The organism is Pseudomonas tensinigenes, assembly GCF_014268445.2.
GTDB classification, from domain to species: Bacteria; Pseudomonadota; Gammaproteobacteria; order Pseudomonadales; family Pseudomonadaceae; genus Aquipseudomonas; species Aquipseudomonas tensinigenes.
The window spans coordinates 6,437,272-6,451,875 of sequence record NZ_CP077089.1 but is presented as its reverse complement, the minus strand read 5'-3'; the positions used below and the strand labels follow the sequence as shown (position 1 = coordinate 6,451,875).

Genomic DNA, 14,604 nt, shown 5'->3' with positions numbered 1-14,604 from the left:
GGGAGTCCGTTGGGGAGTCGGATGGTATCGCAGCCGTCCCGGTCGGCCAAGTCGCCTGTTGGGTAAGAAAGCACTATAGACGATCGCGATAATGGGTTTTTTCACGGGTTTCTCAGCCGATCGGCGAGGGATGTCGCCAGTTGCGCGGTCAGGCCATACACCGACAGCTGCGGGTTGGCGCCGATACTGGTGGGGAACAGTGAGCCGTCGTGGATCGACAGATTAGCCAGTTGATGATGCCGGCCGAGACTGTCGGTGACCGCGCTTTTCGGCTCTTCACCCATCGCGCAGCCGCCCATGACGTGGGCGCTGCCCAAGCGGGTGCGGTACAGCTCCAGGCTCAAACCATCGATCAGCGTGCGCGCTTCGGCCAGGGTTTTCACGTAACGGGCGTCGGCGTGCATCGGCATCACCGATTTTGCGCCGCCGGCGAACTGGATTTCGGCCATGACCTGAAAGGCCCGGCGCAGGCCTTCCCAGGCGTAGGGCGAAACCTGATAGTCGAGCACCGGCGAACCATCGCCACGCAATTCGACTGTGCCACCGGTGCTGTCCGGGTGAAAGCCATCACGCAGCAAGGCCAACATGGCGTGGGTGTGCGGCAGGTCCGCCATGTGTTGCGCGCTTTCCTCGCCAAAGCCGCCGAGCAGGGTGGCCGCCAGTGCCGGGTGCAGCGGCGGTACTTCCAGTTTGAAGGCCATCGGCCCGGTGGTGCCGTCCTTCCACTGAAAATGGTCGGAATAGATCGACTGCGGCGCCCCGTAGAACGGGTTGATGACCTCGTCGAATCGCGCGGCGGACATGTTCACCGGGTGCAAGAAGGTACGTTTCCCCAAGGTTTTATGCGGGTCCGGAGCGTCCGAGCGCAGCAACAGCGCCGGGCTGTTGATGCCACCGCCGGCCAATACGTAATGCCGCGCCTTGACGCTGATCTTGCGCCCGGTCGGTTCGACACAGCGCTCATCCATCGCCACGCATTGCAGGCCAGTGACTTTGTCGCCGTTGATCAGCAGCTTCTCCGCGCGGGCCAGATAAAGCAGCTCGCCGCCCTTTTCCAGCGTCGCCGGAATGGTCGTGACCATCATTGATTGCTTGGCGTTGGTCGGGCAGCCCATGCCGCAGTAACCAAGGTTCCAGCAGCCGCGCACGTTGCGCGGGATCACGTGCCAGCTGTAGCCGAGTTGCTCACAGCCTTTGCGGATCACGTCGTTGTTGGCATTGGGCGGGACCATCCACGGCGCGACGCCGAGGCGCTGTTCCATTTTCTCGAACCACGGCGCCATCTCGGCGGGGCTGTGGCCTTTGACGTTGTGTTCCTTGGCCCAGTGTTCGAGGGTCGGTTGCGGGGTGCGAAAGCTCGAGGTCCAGTTGATCAGCGTCGTACCGCCAACCGCGCGACCCTGGAGGATGGTGATCGCGCCGTCCTTGCTCATGCGGCCGATGCCTTCCTGATAGAGGCTGCTGTAGGCCTGGTCTTCAAGCATTTTGAAATCGGAGCTGGTTTTCAGCGGGCCTTCTTCGATCAACAGCACTTTGAAACCGGCGGCGCTGAGGATTTCGGCGGTGGTGCCGCCACCGGCGCCGCTGCCGATGATCGCCACGTCGGCCTCAAGGGTGAGGTCGTCGCTCAGCTGTGCGCCGTTGTAGGTTTTCCAGCCTCGGGCGAGGCCTTCGCGGAACGGGTCGGGTACGGGCATCGATCAGGTTCTCTTTATTATTTTTGGATGCGGCGGTGTGGCGGCCGACCTCTTCGCGAGCAGGCTCGCTCCCACATTTGAATGCATTCCCCTGTGGGAGCGAGCCTGCTCGCGAAGGCCGCGCCGCTAATCTCAAACAGTAGGCGGGCCGGGATAGCCGCAATGCGCCCACGATTCAGAGCGGGTGTACCAGGCCATCATCACCATCTGCTGCAACGAGCTGTGCCCCATGCGCAACAAACTCAATGAACTGTTTTCCCAGCGATCAAGGAAATGCCGCATGGCCTCGGCACTGGCGTTTTCCCAACTGCCCCAGATCCCGGTGAGCGGCCCGCGCGTCACCGCCATGCCGAGGACGTCGAACAGTTGCCGAGTGAGTTTGAGCATTTCCGGCGACAGGTGATCGAGGCTGTAGTCCAGCGATTTGAGCGTGCCATCAACAGCGCCCGGCATTTTTTCAGCCGCCACAGCGCCATCGAGCATTACCGGAATCAGTGCGCGCAGAAACAGCAGATCGCCGTCACGCAACGAGACAAAACCGTTGGCCGCGACGCTCGACGAGCAGCCGCTGAGGCTGGCGCCGAGCCCGGCAGTGGCGAGGAATGCCGTGGCGCCGAGGCTGAATTTCAGCAGGCCACGGCGTGACAGAGCAGGTGTTTCGGTCAGGCTTGGGTGCATTGTTTTTATTACCCGGCGGTGACGAAGGTTTAGCGAATGAACAGCTTCTGGATCAGTTTCTGAATCGATTTGCCGTAGGGCGGATAAATAAGCCTGGCCGCGTTGAAGCGCTGTTTAATCAACACGCCTTTGGCTTTGCTGAAGGTCAGGAAGCCTTCGTGGCCATGGTAGTGGCCCATGCCGGAAGCGCCGATGCCGCCGAACGGCATGTCGTCCTGAGCCACATGCAGCAAGGTGTCGTTCAGGCACACACCGCCGGAATGGGTTTCGTGCAGCACGCGGTTCTGTTCGCGTTTGTCGTAGCCAAAGTAGTAAAGAGCCAGAGGTCGTGGCCGCTGATTGATGTAAGCAAATGCCTGCTCGAGATCCTGATACGGCACGATCGGCAGCAGCGGGCCGAAGATTTCGTCCTGCATCACCGTCATCTCGTCGCTGACATTCAGCAACACACTGTGCGGCATGCGTCGGCCCTGGCCCTGCTCGAACAGCGGAATCAACAGCGCGCCCTTGCTGGTCGCGTCGCTGACGTAGCCGTTGAGTCGCGCCAATTGGCGTTCGTTGATGATCGCCGTGTAGTCCGGATTGTCGGTGAGTGTCGGATAAAAACCCTGCACGGCCCGGCGATAGGCTTCGACAAAGCCGCCGACCCGATCTTCCGGCACCAGCACGTAATCCGGGGCAACGCAGGTCTGCCCGGCGTTGAGAGTTTTACCGAAGGCGATGCGCTCGGCAGCATCCTTGAGCGGTACATCGCGGGAGACGATGGCCGGCGACTTGCCGCCCAGTTCCAGTGTCACCGGGGTGAGGTTTTCGGCGGCGGCGCGCATCACGTGTTTGCCGATGCTGGTGGCGCCGGTGAACAGCAAATGATCGAAGCGCAACCGCGAGAACGCCACGCCAATGTCGGCTTCACCGAGCACTACGCAGACCAGGTCTTCGGGGAAGATTCGCGCCAGCAATTCCTTGAGCAATTGCCCGGTGGCCGGGGTCGATTCGCTGAGCTTGAGCATCACCCGGTTACCCGCCGCCAAGGCGCCGACGAGCGGGCCGACGGCCAGATACAACGGGTAATTCCACGGCACGATAACGCCGACCACGCCGAGAGGCTGATACACCACTTTTGCCGAAGCAGGCTGGAACGCGATGCCGACCTTGCGTCGCGAAGCTTTCATCCAGCCTTTGAGATGACGGCTGGCGTAATGAATGCCGTGCAGGCTTGGCATCAACTCTGCGAGCAGGGTTTCATCGGCGCTGCGATGGCTGAAATCGGAGCTGATCGCCTCGATCAACGCTTGCCGCTCGTTGCTGAGCAAATCACTCAGCGCTTTGAGCCATTGCTGGCGCTGAGCGGCGGGCGGCATCGGATTGGCGGCATACGCGGCCCGCTGCGCCGCGAACAACCGATCCAGCTCTGCCAGTGGTAGTTGCAGCGTTTGCAGGTAAGCAATGTCGGCAGTCATGGTCTGCTCCGGATTTATTGTAGTGATGAACTTTTTAGAGTCTATGCTCTAGAAAGTCAAATGACTTCCTTGCACAGCAGTGTTTTATCCATTTCCGGTTAGGTCGTAAGATGCCCCCCAACGCACTCTGAATTAAAGCTCAAGCCATGGCCCCACGAATAAAAACCAGCGAGCGTATCGTGCTGAACAGCCTTGAGCTGTTCAATCAGCAGGGCGAGCGCAGCATCAGCACCAATCACATCGCTGCCCACATGGAGATTTCTCCCGGCAACCTGTACTACCACTTCCCCAACAAGCAGGCGATCATCGCCGTGTTGTTCAGTGAGTACGAAAGCCTCGTCGACAGTTTTCTGCGCCCGCCGCAGGGGCGTGCGGCGACGGTCGAGGACAAGCGTTTCTATCTCAAGGAATTGCTTTCGGCGATGTGGCGCTACCGCTTTCTGCACCGCGATCTGGAGCACCTACTCGACAGCGATCCGGAGTTGGCCGCCCGCTATCGGCGCTTCTCGCAACGCTGCGTGATTCAGGGAGCGGCGATCTACGAAGGTTTTGTCGCCGCCGGGATTCTCGATATGGACCGCGTGCAGATTGAATCCCTGACCCTCAATGCCTGGATCATCCTGACGTCGTGGGTGCGCTTCCTGTGCACCACCCGTGAAAACTCCAACCACCTCAGTGAGCAAGCCATTAAACGTGGCGTGTACCAGGTGCTGGTGCTGGAAGCCGGGTTTGTCACCGAGCAGGCGCGTGACGAGGTCAATGCGTTGTTCGAGGAGTTCTACGTGCCGCTGGCCCAGGCCCTCGAAGACGTGAAATAAACCGTTCTGTTGAAATCCCTCAGGAGCCTGTTATGCCGATTGCGCAACTGATCAGCCCCGAAGCACTGGATGCCCGCAAGGCGCAGCCGGGGCTGGTGATTCTCGATTGTCGTTTTGCCCTCGAAGACCCGGACTACGGTCAGCGCAGCTATGCCGAAGGGCACATTGCCGGGGCGAGCTTCGCCGACCTTGAGCGTGACCTCAGCGGCACAGTGGTCAAAGGCGTGACCGGTCGGCATCCGTTGCCCGAGCCAGCGGCGTTGATCGAGCGGCTGCAAGTGTGGGGCATCAATGCTGACAGCGACGTGGTTTTGTACGACGACGGTCCCGGTGCCTACGCGGCGCGGGCGTGGTGGTTGCTGGCGTGGCTGGGCAAGCGCGATGGCGTGTTCATTCTCGATGGCGGGCTCAAGGCGTGGCATACGGCGGGGCTGCCGCTGAGTCTGGATGCGCCTACGGTCAGTCGCGGCACTTTCAGTGGTCAGCCGGACATGAGCCTGCTGCTCAGCGCCGAAAAATTGCAAAAGCGTCTTGGTCAACCTGCGTTGACCTTGATTGATGCCCGGGCTTTGCCGCGTTTCAAAGGTGAGGTTGAGCCGATTGATCCGATTGCCGGGCACATTCCCGGCGCGCAATGCGCGGCATTCACCGACAACCTCGGCAGCGATGGGCGCTTCCTGCCCGCCGATCAGCTCAAGCAGCGTTTTGCCGCGAAGCTCGGTGAACGTTCGCCAGCGGATCTGGTGGCTTATTGCGGTTCTGGCGTGACGGCGTGTCACAACCTGTTTGCGTTGTGCCTGGCGGGTTATCCGCTGGGATCGTTGTACGCCGGGTCGTGGAGCGAGTGGATCAACGAGCCTTCGCGCGGTATCGCCACCGGCGAATAAGATCAAAAGATCGCAGCCTTCGGCAGCTCCTACATTGGAATGCATTTCCCTGTAGGAGCTGCCGAAGGCTGCGATCTTTTAGCTTTCCATCCGGGCGCTGCGGTACGCGGCGGGGCCGACGCCATAAGCCTGCTTGAACTGCCGGCTCAAATGGCTCTGGTCGGCAAACCCCAATTGCGTGGCGACCTCCACCGGCAGGCAGCCGTGTTGCAGAAGTGCGCGCGCCTGAGCGATGCGTTGCTGCATCAGCCAGGTGTGCGGCGGCATGCCGGTGGCGCGGCGGAACACCCGGGCGAAATGGAAGGGCGACAGATTGACCGCCGCCGCCAGCTCTTCCAGTGACGGTGGCGCCGCCAATTGTGCGTGCAACAATTCCTTGCCCAACAGCACCGCGCGGTGTTCCTTGCCGGCTCGACCGGGCACCGGCACTGCCGCATGGCGCTGCAACAGCCGCAACATCATCTCGCGCCACAGCGTTTGCTGTTGCAGTGCGGTGGCAGGGCTTTCCAGCAAACGGTGCAACTGCGCAAAGCCGTTGACCAGATCCGCATCGAGGTACAGCGTGGCGCCGAACGCCGGCAGGTTGCTGGTGGACAGCTCCAGCTCATCCAGCAGCGAAACGATTTGCGCGGTATCGGGATAAAACGCCCGATACAGCCAGCCATCCTCGGTGCCCTTGTGCCCGGTGTGCAGTTCGTCCGGATTGATCAGCACCAGCGTGCCGCTGCCGGCCAGATGTTCGGCGCCGCGATAGCGATAACGCTGGGCGCCGGCCATGATCATGCCGATCACATAGCCGTCATGCACATGCGGGGCGAAACGATGCTCGATGTAGCGTGCCGACAACAACTCGACCCCGGCCAGTGGCGCGGTTTGCCAGAAACGGATCGACTCGCCCTGATCGCTCATGCGGGCACGCGAGCCAGCCACTGTGGGATGCGTCGTTCCAGGTAATAACCGGGCTGGCGCAGCGAGCCATCGACGAAGCCGACGTGCCCGCCGCGTGCCTGCAATTCGAAGGCGGTCGACGGCGACAGCTCACTGGCCTGCGGCAAGCTGTGCGGGAACACGAACGGATCGTCGGCCGCCTGAATGATCAGCGTCGGCGTGCGGATCTCACCGAGGAAATAGCGGCTTGAGGCGCGACGATAATAATCCTCGGCATCATTGAAGCCGTGCAACGGCGCGGTCACCCGGCCATCGAAATCCCAGAAGGTGCGCATGTTTTCCAGCGAACCGAGGGCTGCTAGCGCGGCGAGTCCGTCTTCGCGGCCGTCATGCTGAAACTGCCGTTGCTTGTTCTTGATGTAGGCGACCATCTCGCGCATGAAATGCGCTTGATAGACCTTGGAAAATCCCTGGCCGATGCGGTCGGCGCATTGATCGAGGCGAAATGGCACTGACACCGCCACGGCACCTAGCACACCGCTGGCGCTGCCGGTCTCCCCAAGATGTTTGAGCAACACATTGCCGCCCAACGAATAGCCAACGGCATACAACGGTGCCAACGGTCGCTTGGCGCGCAGGTGTCTGATGGTTTCGGCGAGGTCTTCACTGGCGCCGGAGTGATAACTGCGCGGCAGCAGATTCGGTTCACCGGAACAGCCGCGCCAGTTCAGCGCAACACTGGCCCAACCTTGATCGGCCAGCGCCTGCTGGATACCAGCCACATAAGGCGAATTGGAGGAGCCGGTCAGGCCGTGCAGTACCAACACCAGGGGCGCATCGGCGGTGTGCGGGCCATGCCAGTCGAGGTCGAGGAAGTCGCCATCCTCAAGCCACAGGCGTTCGCGTTCACGTTCGATATGCACGGTTTTGCGCCACAGCGGCCCCCACAAGGTTTGCAGGTGCGGATTGCCGAGGCCGAAGGCGGGTGTGAAGCGTTCTGACGAAAGGGGCACGATGGTTCTCGATGCAGCGCGGCGGCCTCGGTCGAGGCGCGCCGCTTGTTCAGGCCGGTCGGTTAACCGGCGATCTCTGCCGTACGTTGCCACAGCGCGTAGTAAACCCGGCCGGATTTCTGCTCGCGGTGCAGGCGCCAGTTGCCCGGCAGGCCCAGCGTTGATGGCGCTGTTTCACTTTCAGTGTAGATCCACGAGTCGGGCGCCAGCCACTGACGCTCTTCGAGCAAGGTACAAACGGCCGGCAGCAGGTTCTGATTGAACGGCGGGTCGAGGAACACCAGGTCGAACGCACTGGCGGTCTGGGTTTCCAGATAACGCAGGGCGTCGGCGGTCTGCACCTGACCGTTGGTGCAGCGCAGGGTGCCGAGGTGTTCCTTCAGACTGGAGACAGCGATGTTGCTGGCATCCAGCGCCTGACCCATGGCCGCGCCGCGGGACAGTGCTTCGAGAAACAGCGCGCCGCTGCCGGCGAACGGGTCGAGCACTTTGGCCCCTTCAACGTACGGTGCGAGCCAGTTGAACAGGGTTTCACGCACTCGGTCCGGCGTCGGGCGCAGGCCCGGCGCATCGGGGAAACTCAGCTTGCGGCTGCGCCATTGGCCGCCAATGATGCGCAACTGGTTCACACCGTTGTGGACGTTTTGCGCAGGTTTTTTAGGGGAACGAGTTGCCATTAATGCTCCGGAACCCCGAGCGGTTGCTCGGCAGGTTTATCAGATGGGGCCGGTAACGGCTTTTGCGGCACGGTCGGGCCAGCAGTGACGATGACCATTTTGTCCGTGCTCAGGTGTTTGTTCAGGGCGTCGCGGACTTGTTCGACGGTCAGGCTCTGGGACTGACGCATGAAGTCATCCAGGTAGCTCAGCGGCAGATTATAGAAGCCCATCGCGCCGAGTTGGCCGACGATATCGGCATTGCTCGCGGTCGATAGCGGGAAGCTGCCGGCCAGTTCGCGTTTGGCGTCGTCGAGCTCCTTCTGCGTCGGACCGGTTTTCAGGTAGTCGGCGAGCACGTCCTGCACCAGTTTCAGGGTGCCTTCGCTCATTTCCGCGCGAGTCTGCAGGTTGATCATGAACGGGCCACGAGCCTGCATCGGGCTGAAACCCGAATATACGCCGTAAGTCAGGCCACGTTTTTCACGCACTTCGCTCATCAGGCGTGTGCCGAAACCGCCGCCACCGAGGATCTGGTTGCCCATCGACAGCGCCGCGTAATCCGGGTCGTCACGGTCGATGCCCAGTTGCGCGAGCATCAGGTTGGTCTGCTTTGACGGGAACTCGATGTGGTTGATGCTGGCTTTCGGTTCCTGCGGCTGAGCGATTTTCGCCAGCGCCGGGCCTTTCGGCAGTGCGCTGGAAACCTGATTGGCAATCGCTTCGGCTTCCGTGCGAGACAGGTCGCCGACCAATGCGATCACTACGTTGCCGGCCGCGTAGGCCTTGGCGTGGAACTCACGCAATTGCGCGAGAGTGATCTTCGGCACGCTCTGCGGATTGCCGTCGCTCGAATGCGCGTACGGGTGATCGCCATACAGACGCTTCATCAGCTCAAGGCTGGCGAGTTTGCCGGGGTTCTGTTTCTGGTACTCGAAACCGGCAAGCATCTGGTTCTTGATGCGCGCGAAGGAGTCGGCCGGGAAGGTCGGTTTGCCGATGACTTCCGAGAACAGCTTCAAAGCAGGCTCACGCTTGTCGGCAGCACTCAGGCTGCGCAGCGAGGCCAGCGCCATGTCCTTGAACGCACCGTTGCCGAAATCCGCACCCAGGCCTTCAAAGCCCTGAGCGATGGCGCCGACGTCTTTGCCGGCGACACCTTCGTTGAGCATCGCGTTGGTCAGCACTGCCAGACCCGAAGCGCTGCCGTCCTGGCTGCTGCCAGCAGCGAAGATCAGGCGCATGTCGAACATCGGCAACTCATGGGCTTCGACGAACAGCACCTTGGCGCCTGCGGCGGTGCTCCAGGTCTGTACGTCGAGTTTGCGGCTGGCCGGGGCCTTGCCGTCGAGCTCGGCCAGCGATTGCAGCTTTTGGCTGGTCTTGGCGTTGTCGAGGGCTTCACTCGCTTTGCTGTCAGCACTTGGTGTCAGGTAAAACGCGGCGGAGCCGATCACCGCGACAGCGATCAAGCCGAGCAGCAGGCGTGGGGTTTTGCGCTCACTCATGAGTCGTCTCCAGTGGCAGGACGTGGGCGACGCTGAGACGTTCGCGGGTGAAATACAGCTTGGCGGCGTTCTGGATGTCTTGCGGGGTCACGCTTTCCAGATCGGCGAGTTCGGTGTCCATCAGTTTCCACGACAGGCCTACGGTCTCGAGTTGACCGATTGCGGTGGCCTGGCTGGTGATCGAATCACGTTCGAAAACCAGGCCGGCGATCACTTGTGCACGCACGCGTTCCAGTTCTTCGGCGGACGGCGCGGTGGTTTTCAACTGCTCCAGCAACTTCCACAGACCGGCCTCGGCTTGCGCCATGGTCTTTTTCTTCTGGGTGTTCGGCGTGGCCGACAAGGTAAACAGGCTGTCGCCGCGAGTGTAGGCGTCGTAGCTCGACGAGCCGCCGGACACCAGCTCTTCGCCGCGCTCCAGTTGTGTGGGAATGCGTCCACTGTAGCCGCCATCGAGCAGCGCCGAAATCAACCGCAGCGCGTTGACCGAGCGTTTGTCCTCGGCAGTGGCGATGCTCGGCACGTTGAAGCCGAGCATCAGGCTAGGCAGCTGTGTCTGCACATGCAGAGTGATTTTGCGTTCGCCGGGCTCGGCCAGTTCCAGCGGTTGTTTCGCCGGTGGCACGTCGCGCTTGGCGATCGGGCCGAAATAGCGTTGAGCGAGGGTTTTCACTTCGTCCGGGGTGACGTCGCCAACCACCACCAGCGTGGCGTTGTTCGGCACGTACCAGGATTGGTACCAGTGGCGCAGCTCTTCGACCTTCATGCGGTCAAGGTCAGCCATCCAGCCGATGGTTGGCGTGTGGTAGCCGCTCGCCGGGTAGGCCATGGCCTTGTAGCGCTCGTAAGCCTTGGACATCGGCTTGTCATCGGTGCGCAAGCGGCGCTCTTCCTTGATGACTTCGATTTCCTTGGCGAACTCGTCGGCCGGCAGGCGCAGATTGGCCATGCGGTCGGCTTCCAGTTCAAAGGCTACGCCCAAACGGTCGCGCGCCAACACTTGGTAATAAGCGGTGAAGTCGTCGCTGGTGAAGGCGTTCTCTTCGGCGCCCAGATCGCGCAGGATCAGCGACGCTTCGCCGGGGCCGACTTTCTCGCTGCCCTTGAACATCATGTGCTCAAGCGCGTGGGAAAGACCGGTCTGGCCCGGGGTTTCGTAGCTGGAACCGACCTTGTACCAGACCTGCGACACCACCACTGGCGCGCGATGGTCTTCGCGCACGACGACCTTGAGGCCGTTGTCGAGGGTGAATTCGTGAGTCGGTTGCGGGTCGGCCGCCAGGGCCGAAAGGGGCAGGCAGACTGTGCTGAGCAGCAGGCCTGCAGCGCGGCGGGCTAGAGCATTCATTCGTTTTTTAACCTGTTGGGCTGCCCGCTTGGTCTTAGCGTCAGCGGGCGAGAGGGTGCTAGGATACTGATCCGTTTTACTGGCGGCCACGCCTATCAAGCCACTGATCGGTCGATAGGTTGTATGGGTTCCCGGAAGAAGCTTTGAGTTTGTCAGCTAAACTCTGCGTTTTCGCCGACGATGCCGTTCCAGTCCTTCGTATTAATCGACCTTTGAGGTGCCTGTGGCGCCTCGACAAAATGTTGCGCGTGAACAAGCTGGATGAAACACAGTCTGTTCTGCATCGAATATTTATTTGCCGGGGCGCCCTTATGGCGCGTCGCTACCGTGAGATAGCCGTCCTCCATGTTTGGTTCCAACGACGACAAGAAGACCCCAGCTGCGGCTGGCGAGAAGAAAAGCCTGTTCGGATGGCTGCGTAAGAAACCGCAGGAACCCGTCGTCGAACAGCCGCCCGCCATTCCTGAACCGGCCCCGGCGCCTGCTCCTTTAATAGAAGAAGAGCCGGCTCCGATTGTGCTGCCGATTGCCGAGCCGGTGTTGCAACCGGCTGAGCCAGAACCAGAGCCTGAAGCGCCTGTGGCGGCTGAGCTGCCGCTGACTCCGGCGGCTGAGCCATGGCTGACCTTGCCAGTGGCGGAAGAGCCGGTGGCATTGGTTGAAGAGGCTGCGCCGCACATCACCCCGGAAATTCCTGCACCTGCTGCGTTTGTGCCTGAAGTGGCGCCGGCGCCAGTGGTTGAGCCGATCATCGAACCTGTGCGGGTGGTTGCTGAACCTGCTCCTGAAATGATTGCGCCTGAGCCTGTTGCTCCGGTCGTTGTTGCTCCTGTTGCTCCAGTCGTGCAACAGCCCGAGCCGGAACCTGCTCCCGTAGTTGCAGCTCCAGCCGTGCCGGTCGAAGTGGTTGCCGAGGCCCCAGTCGAAGCCCCGCGCACCGAAGAAACCAAAGCCGGTTTCTTCGCCCGTCTCAAGCAAGGCCTGTCGAAAACCAGCGCCAGTATCGGCGAGGGCATGGCCAGCCTGTTCCTTGGCCGCAAAACCATTGATGACGATCTGCTCGATGACCTCGAAACCCGTCTGCTCACCGCCGACGTCGGCGTCGAAGCCACCACGCAGATCATTCAGCGCCTGACCCAGAAGGTCGCCCGCAAAGAGCTGGCCGACGCCGACGCGCTGTACAAATCCCTGCAGGCCGAACTGGCCGCGATGCTCAAACCGGTCGAACAACCGCTGAAAATCGCCTCGCAGAACAAGCCTTTCGTGATTCTGGTGGTTGGCGTCAACGGCGCCGGCAAAACCACCACCATCGGCAAACTGGCGAAGAAGCTGCAACTGGAAGGCAAGAAAGTCATGCTCGCCGCCGGTGACACCTTCCGTGCCGCTGCGGTGGAGCAATTGCAGGTCTGGGGCGAGCGCAACAAGATTCCAGTCATCGCCCAGCACACCGGCGCCGACTCGGCTTCGGTGATCTTCGACGCCGTGCAGGCTGCCAAGGCTCGTGGCATCGACGTACTGATCGCTGACACCGCCGGTCGTCTGCACACCAAAGACAACCTGATGGAAGAACTGAAGAAGGTTCGCCGGGTGATCGGCAAGCTCGACGCCGACGCACCGCATGAAGTGCTGCTGGTGCTCGACGCCGGTACTGGCCAGAACGCGATCAATCAGGCCAAGCAATTCAACCAGACCGTCGAACTGACCGGCCTGGCGCTGACCAAACTCGACGGTACCGCCAAGGGCGGGGTGATTTTCGCCCTGGCCAAGCAATTTGGCCTGCCGATCCGCTACATCGGCGTCGGTGAAGGCATCGACGATTTGCGTACCTTTGAAGCCGAACCCTTTGTCCAGGCACTGTTTGCCGAGCGGGAGCGTTCATGATTCGTTTCGAACAGGTCGGTAAACGCTACCCGAACGGTCACGTCGGCTTGCATGAGCTGAGCTTTCGAGTCCGTCGTGGCGAGTTCTTGTTTGTCACCGGCCACTCCGGTGCCGGTAAATCCACCTTGTTGCGCCTGTTGCTGGCGATGGAACGTCCGACCAGCGGCAAACTGCTGCTGGCCGGGCAAGACCTGAGCACTATCAGCAACGCGCAGATTCCGTTCCTGCGCCGGCAGATCGGCGTGGTGTTCCAGAATCACCAGTTGCTGTTCGATCGCACGGTGTTCAACAACGTCGCCTTGCCGCTGCAGATTCTCGGGCTGTCCAAGGCCGAAATCGCCAAGCGTGTCGATTCGGCACTGGAGCGCGTGGCGCTGTCGGATAAAACCGATCTGTACCCAGGCGACCTGTCCACCGGTCAGCAGCAGCGTGTCGGTATTGCTCGCGCCATCGTTCACCGTCCGGCCTTGCTGCTGGCGGACGAACCGACCGGTAACCTCGATCCGCGTCTGGCGGCCGAGATCATGGGCGTGTTCGAAGACATCAACCGTCTGGGCACCAGCGTGCTGATCGCCAGTCACGACCTGGCACTGATCGCGCGCATGCGTCATCGCATGCTGACCCTGCAACGTGGCCGATTGATCGGTGACGGGGAGGCCGGGGTATGAGTGCGACACGCAGTCCGAAGGTTTCCGAACGCGTGGCCCCGAAAGCCGCCGATCCGCAGCCGCCGAAGAAGAAAAAGCACGACGATGACGATGGCCCGGATTTCGCCACGTTGTTCCGTGCCTGGGTCGAAAGCCATCGCGCCAGCCTGCTCGACAGCCTGCGTCGTTTGGGCAAACAGCCGATCGGCAGTTTTTTCACCTGCATGGTCATGGCGGTGGCGCTGAGCCTGCCGATGGGGCTTTCGCTGTTGCTCAACAACGTCGAGCGTCTTGGCGGTTCGTGGCAGCGGGCGGCGCAGATCTCGTTGTATCTGCAACTCGACGCCAGCCCGGAGCAAGGCGAGTCGTTGCGCGAGCAGATCAAAGGCATGCCCGGCGTAGCTGATGCTGAATATGTCGGCCGCGATCAGGCGCTGGAGGAGTTCCAGCAACAGTCCGGACTGGGCGAAGCCCTGCGTGAGCTGCCGGAGAACCCGTTGCCGGGCGTGGTGCTGGTGACCCCGAACGAAGTCGACAAGCCGACGCTGGAAGCATTAAGACAAAAACTTTCCGAGCTGCCCAAGGTACAACAGGCGCAACTTGATCTAGTCTGGGTCGAGCGTCTGGCGGCCATCCTCAAGCTTGGCGATCGTTTTGTTTTCGGTCTGACGGTGCTTTTGGTTTCTGCATTACTTTTGGTGATAGGCAATACCATTCGTCTTCATATTGAAAACCGCCGCACCGAGATAGAAGTGATTAAACTCGTCGGCGGCACTGACAGCTATGTGCGTCGCCCCTTCCTTTATATGGGGGCGTTGTATGGCTTCGGTGCGGGACTGTTGTCCTGGGGTGTATTGGCGTTTGGCCTGAACTGGCTGAACGATGCGGTGGTTGGGTTGGCCGGCTTGTACGGCAGTGATTTCGCGCTGGCCGGAGTGCCAGTTGCCGACGGTCTGTCGCTCTTGCTTGGCGCGGTGCTGTTGGGTTATATCGGTGCATGGATTGCAGTCGCACGCCATCTCAGGGAGCTGGCGCCGAAGTAGAATCTTTTTTGCGCGTGATTGACCTCGCGGTTTTTTTGGGAACTTGCACTTGAATTCCCGGTCAATTTTTCGCAGTGCCG

At 61.2% G+C, this 14,604-nt stretch carries 14 protein-coding genes; 5 read left to right on the top strand and 9 right to left on the bottom strand.

What is annotated here, in order from left to right:
* Positions 1-101: 101 nt before the first annotated feature.
* The 3 genes from HU718_RS28770 to HU718_RS28760 form a co-directional block, all read right to left on the bottom strand.
* On the bottom strand, positions 102-1,697 hold the full coding sequence (locus tag HU718_RS28770) for a GMC family oxidoreductase (RefSeq protein ID WP_186616693.1): 1,596 nt from the start codon (positions 1,695-1,697) through the stop codon (positions 102-104).
* Between the two features lie 132 nt (positions 1,698-1,829).
* Positions 1,830-2,375 carry a twin-arginine translocation pathway signal protein gene (locus HU718_RS28765; RefSeq protein ID WP_150730931.1) on the bottom strand — a complete coding sequence of 182 codons (546 nt, stop codon included), beginning with the start codon at positions 2,373-2,375 and terminating at the stop codon, positions 1,830-1,832.
* A gap of 29 nt (positions 2,376-2,404) precedes the next feature.
* On the bottom strand, positions 2,405-3,835 hold the full coding sequence (locus HU718_RS28760) for a coniferyl aldehyde dehydrogenase (RefSeq protein ID WP_186616694.1): 1,431 nt from the start codon (positions 3,833-3,835) through the stop codon (positions 2,405-2,407).
* A 146-nt stretch (positions 3,836-3,981) separates the two neighbouring features.
* On the opposite strand from HU718_RS28760, the gene HU718_RS28755 reads away from it, so the two are divergent.
* Positions 3,982-4,653, top strand: a complete 672-nt coding sequence (locus HU718_RS28755) for a TetR/AcrR family transcriptional regulator (protein ID WP_007913599.1) — start codon at positions 3,982-3,984, stop codon at positions 4,651-4,653.
* A gap of 32 nt (positions 4,654-4,685) precedes the next feature.
* Positions 4,686-5,540, top strand: a complete 855-nt coding sequence (locus tag HU718_RS28750; RefSeq protein ID WP_186616695.1) for a sulfurtransferase — start codon at positions 4,686-4,688, stop codon at positions 5,538-5,540.
* A gap of 78 nt (positions 5,541-5,618) precedes the next feature.
* Here the strand turns inward: HU718_RS28750 and HU718_RS28745 are convergent, their stop codons facing one another.
* From HU718_RS28745 to HU718_RS28720, 6 genes are all read right to left on the bottom strand, one after another.
* Entirely contained in the window at positions 5,619-6,449 is an 831-nt protein-coding gene (locus HU718_RS28745; protein ID WP_186616696.1) for an AraC family transcriptional regulator, read from the bottom strand.
* Complete coding sequence (locus HU718_RS28740) at positions 6,446-7,441, bottom strand: hydrolase (protein ID WP_186616697.1); 996 nt, start codon at positions 7,439-7,441, stop codon at positions 6,446-6,448. The genes HU718_RS28745 and HU718_RS28740 overlap by 4 nt, the downstream gene beginning before the upstream one ends.
* 62 nt (positions 7,442-7,503) lie before the next feature.
* The gene (gene rsmD / locus HU718_RS28735; RefSeq protein WP_016983230.1) at positions 7,504-8,118 is read right to left on the bottom strand and encodes a 16S rRNA (guanine(966)-N(2))-methyltransferase RsmD; all 615 of its coding nucleotides are present in this window, start codon (positions 8,116-8,118) and stop codon (positions 7,504-7,506) included.
* On the bottom strand, positions 8,118-9,605 hold the full coding sequence (locus HU718_RS28730) for a M16 family metallopeptidase (RefSeq protein ID WP_186616698.1): 1,488 nt from the start codon (positions 9,603-9,605) through the stop codon (positions 8,118-8,120). Before HU718_RS28730 ends, rsmD begins: the two co-directional genes overlap by 1 nt.
* On the bottom strand, positions 9,598-10,953 hold the full coding sequence (locus HU718_RS28725; RefSeq protein WP_150749757.1) for a M16 family metallopeptidase: 1,356 nt from the start codon (positions 10,951-10,953) through the stop codon (positions 9,598-9,600). The genes HU718_RS28730 and HU718_RS28725 overlap by 8 nt, the downstream gene beginning before the upstream one ends.
* Positions 10,954-11,105: 152 nt before the next feature.
* Entirely contained in the window at positions 11,106-11,300 is a 195-nt protein-coding gene (locus HU718_RS28720; protein WP_025112092.1) for a hypothetical protein, read from the bottom strand.
* On the opposite strand from HU718_RS28720, the gene ftsY reads away from it, so the two are divergent.
* Genes ftsY through ftsX form a run of 3 tightly spaced genes read left to right on the top strand, consistent with a single transcriptional unit; the run spans position 11,299 to position 14,524 of the window.
* Positions 11,299-12,834 (top strand): signal recognition particle-docking protein FtsY, encoded by a 1,536-nt coding sequence (gene ftsY, locus HU718_RS28715; RefSeq protein WP_186616699.1) that lies wholly within the window; start codon positions 11,299-11,301, stop codon positions 12,832-12,834. The genes HU718_RS28720 and ftsY overlap by 2 nt on opposite strands.
* A complete protein-coding gene (gene ftsE / locus HU718_RS28710) occupies positions 12,831-13,502 on the top strand; it encodes a cell division ATP-binding protein FtsE (protein ID WP_003229148.1) in 672 nt (223 codons plus the stop codon). Before ftsY ends, ftsE begins: the two co-directional genes overlap by 4 nt.
* A complete protein-coding gene (gene ftsX / locus HU718_RS28705) occupies positions 13,499-14,524 on the top strand; it encodes a permease-like cell division protein FtsX (RefSeq protein ID WP_034153670.1) in 1,026 nt (341 codons plus the stop codon). The genes ftsE and ftsX overlap by 4 nt, the downstream gene beginning before the upstream one ends.
* Positions 14,525-14,604 lie beyond the last annotated feature (80 nt).

Coding starts and splice junctions, on each gene's coding strand:
- HU718_RS28770 (WP_186616693.1), bottom strand. CDS start 1,697: ATGCCCGTACCCGACCCGTTCCGCGAAGGCCTCGCCCGAGGCTGGAAA.
- HU718_RS28765 (WP_150730931.1), bottom strand. CDS start 2,375: ATGCACCCAAGCCTGACCGAAACACCTGCTCTGTCACGCCGTGGCCTG.
- HU718_RS28760 (WP_186616694.1), bottom strand. CDS start 3,835: ATGACTGCCGACATTGCTTACCTGCAAACGCTGCAACTACCACTGGCA.
- HU718_RS28755 (WP_007913599.1), top strand. CDS start 3,982: ATGGCCCCACGAATAAAAACCAGCGAGCGTATCGTGCTGAACAGCCTT.
- HU718_RS28750 (WP_186616695.1), top strand. CDS start 4,686: ATGCCGATTGCGCAACTGATCAGCCCCGAAGCACTGGATGCCCGCAAG.
- HU718_RS28745 (WP_186616696.1), bottom strand. CDS start 6,449: ATGAGCGATCAGGGCGAGTCGATCCGTTTCTGGCAAACCGCGCCACTG.
- rsmD (WP_016983230.1), bottom strand. CDS start 8,118: ATGGCAACTCGTTCCCCTAAAAAACCTGCGCAAAACGTCCACAACGGT.
- HU718_RS28730 (WP_186616698.1), bottom strand. CDS start 9,605: ATGAGTGAGCGCAAAACCCCACGCCTGCTGCTCGGCTTGATCGCTGTC.
- HU718_RS28725 (WP_150749757.1), bottom strand. CDS start 10,953: ATGAATGCTCTAGCCCGCCGCGCTGCAGGCCTGCTGCTCAGCACAGTC.
- ftsY (WP_186616699.1), top strand. CDS start 11,299: ATGTTTGGTTCCAACGACGACAAGAAGACCCCAGCTGCGGCTGGCGAG.
- HU718_RS28720 (WP_025112092.1), bottom strand. CDS start 11,300: ATGGAGGACGGCTATCTCACGGTAGCGACGCGCCATAAGGGCGCCCCG.
- ftsE (WP_003229148.1), top strand. CDS start 12,831: ATGATTCGTTTCGAACAGGTCGGTAAACGCTACCCGAACGGTCACGTC.
- ftsX (WP_034153670.1), top strand. CDS start 13,499: ATGAGTGCGACACGCAGTCCGAAGGTTTCCGAACGCGTGGCCCCGAAA.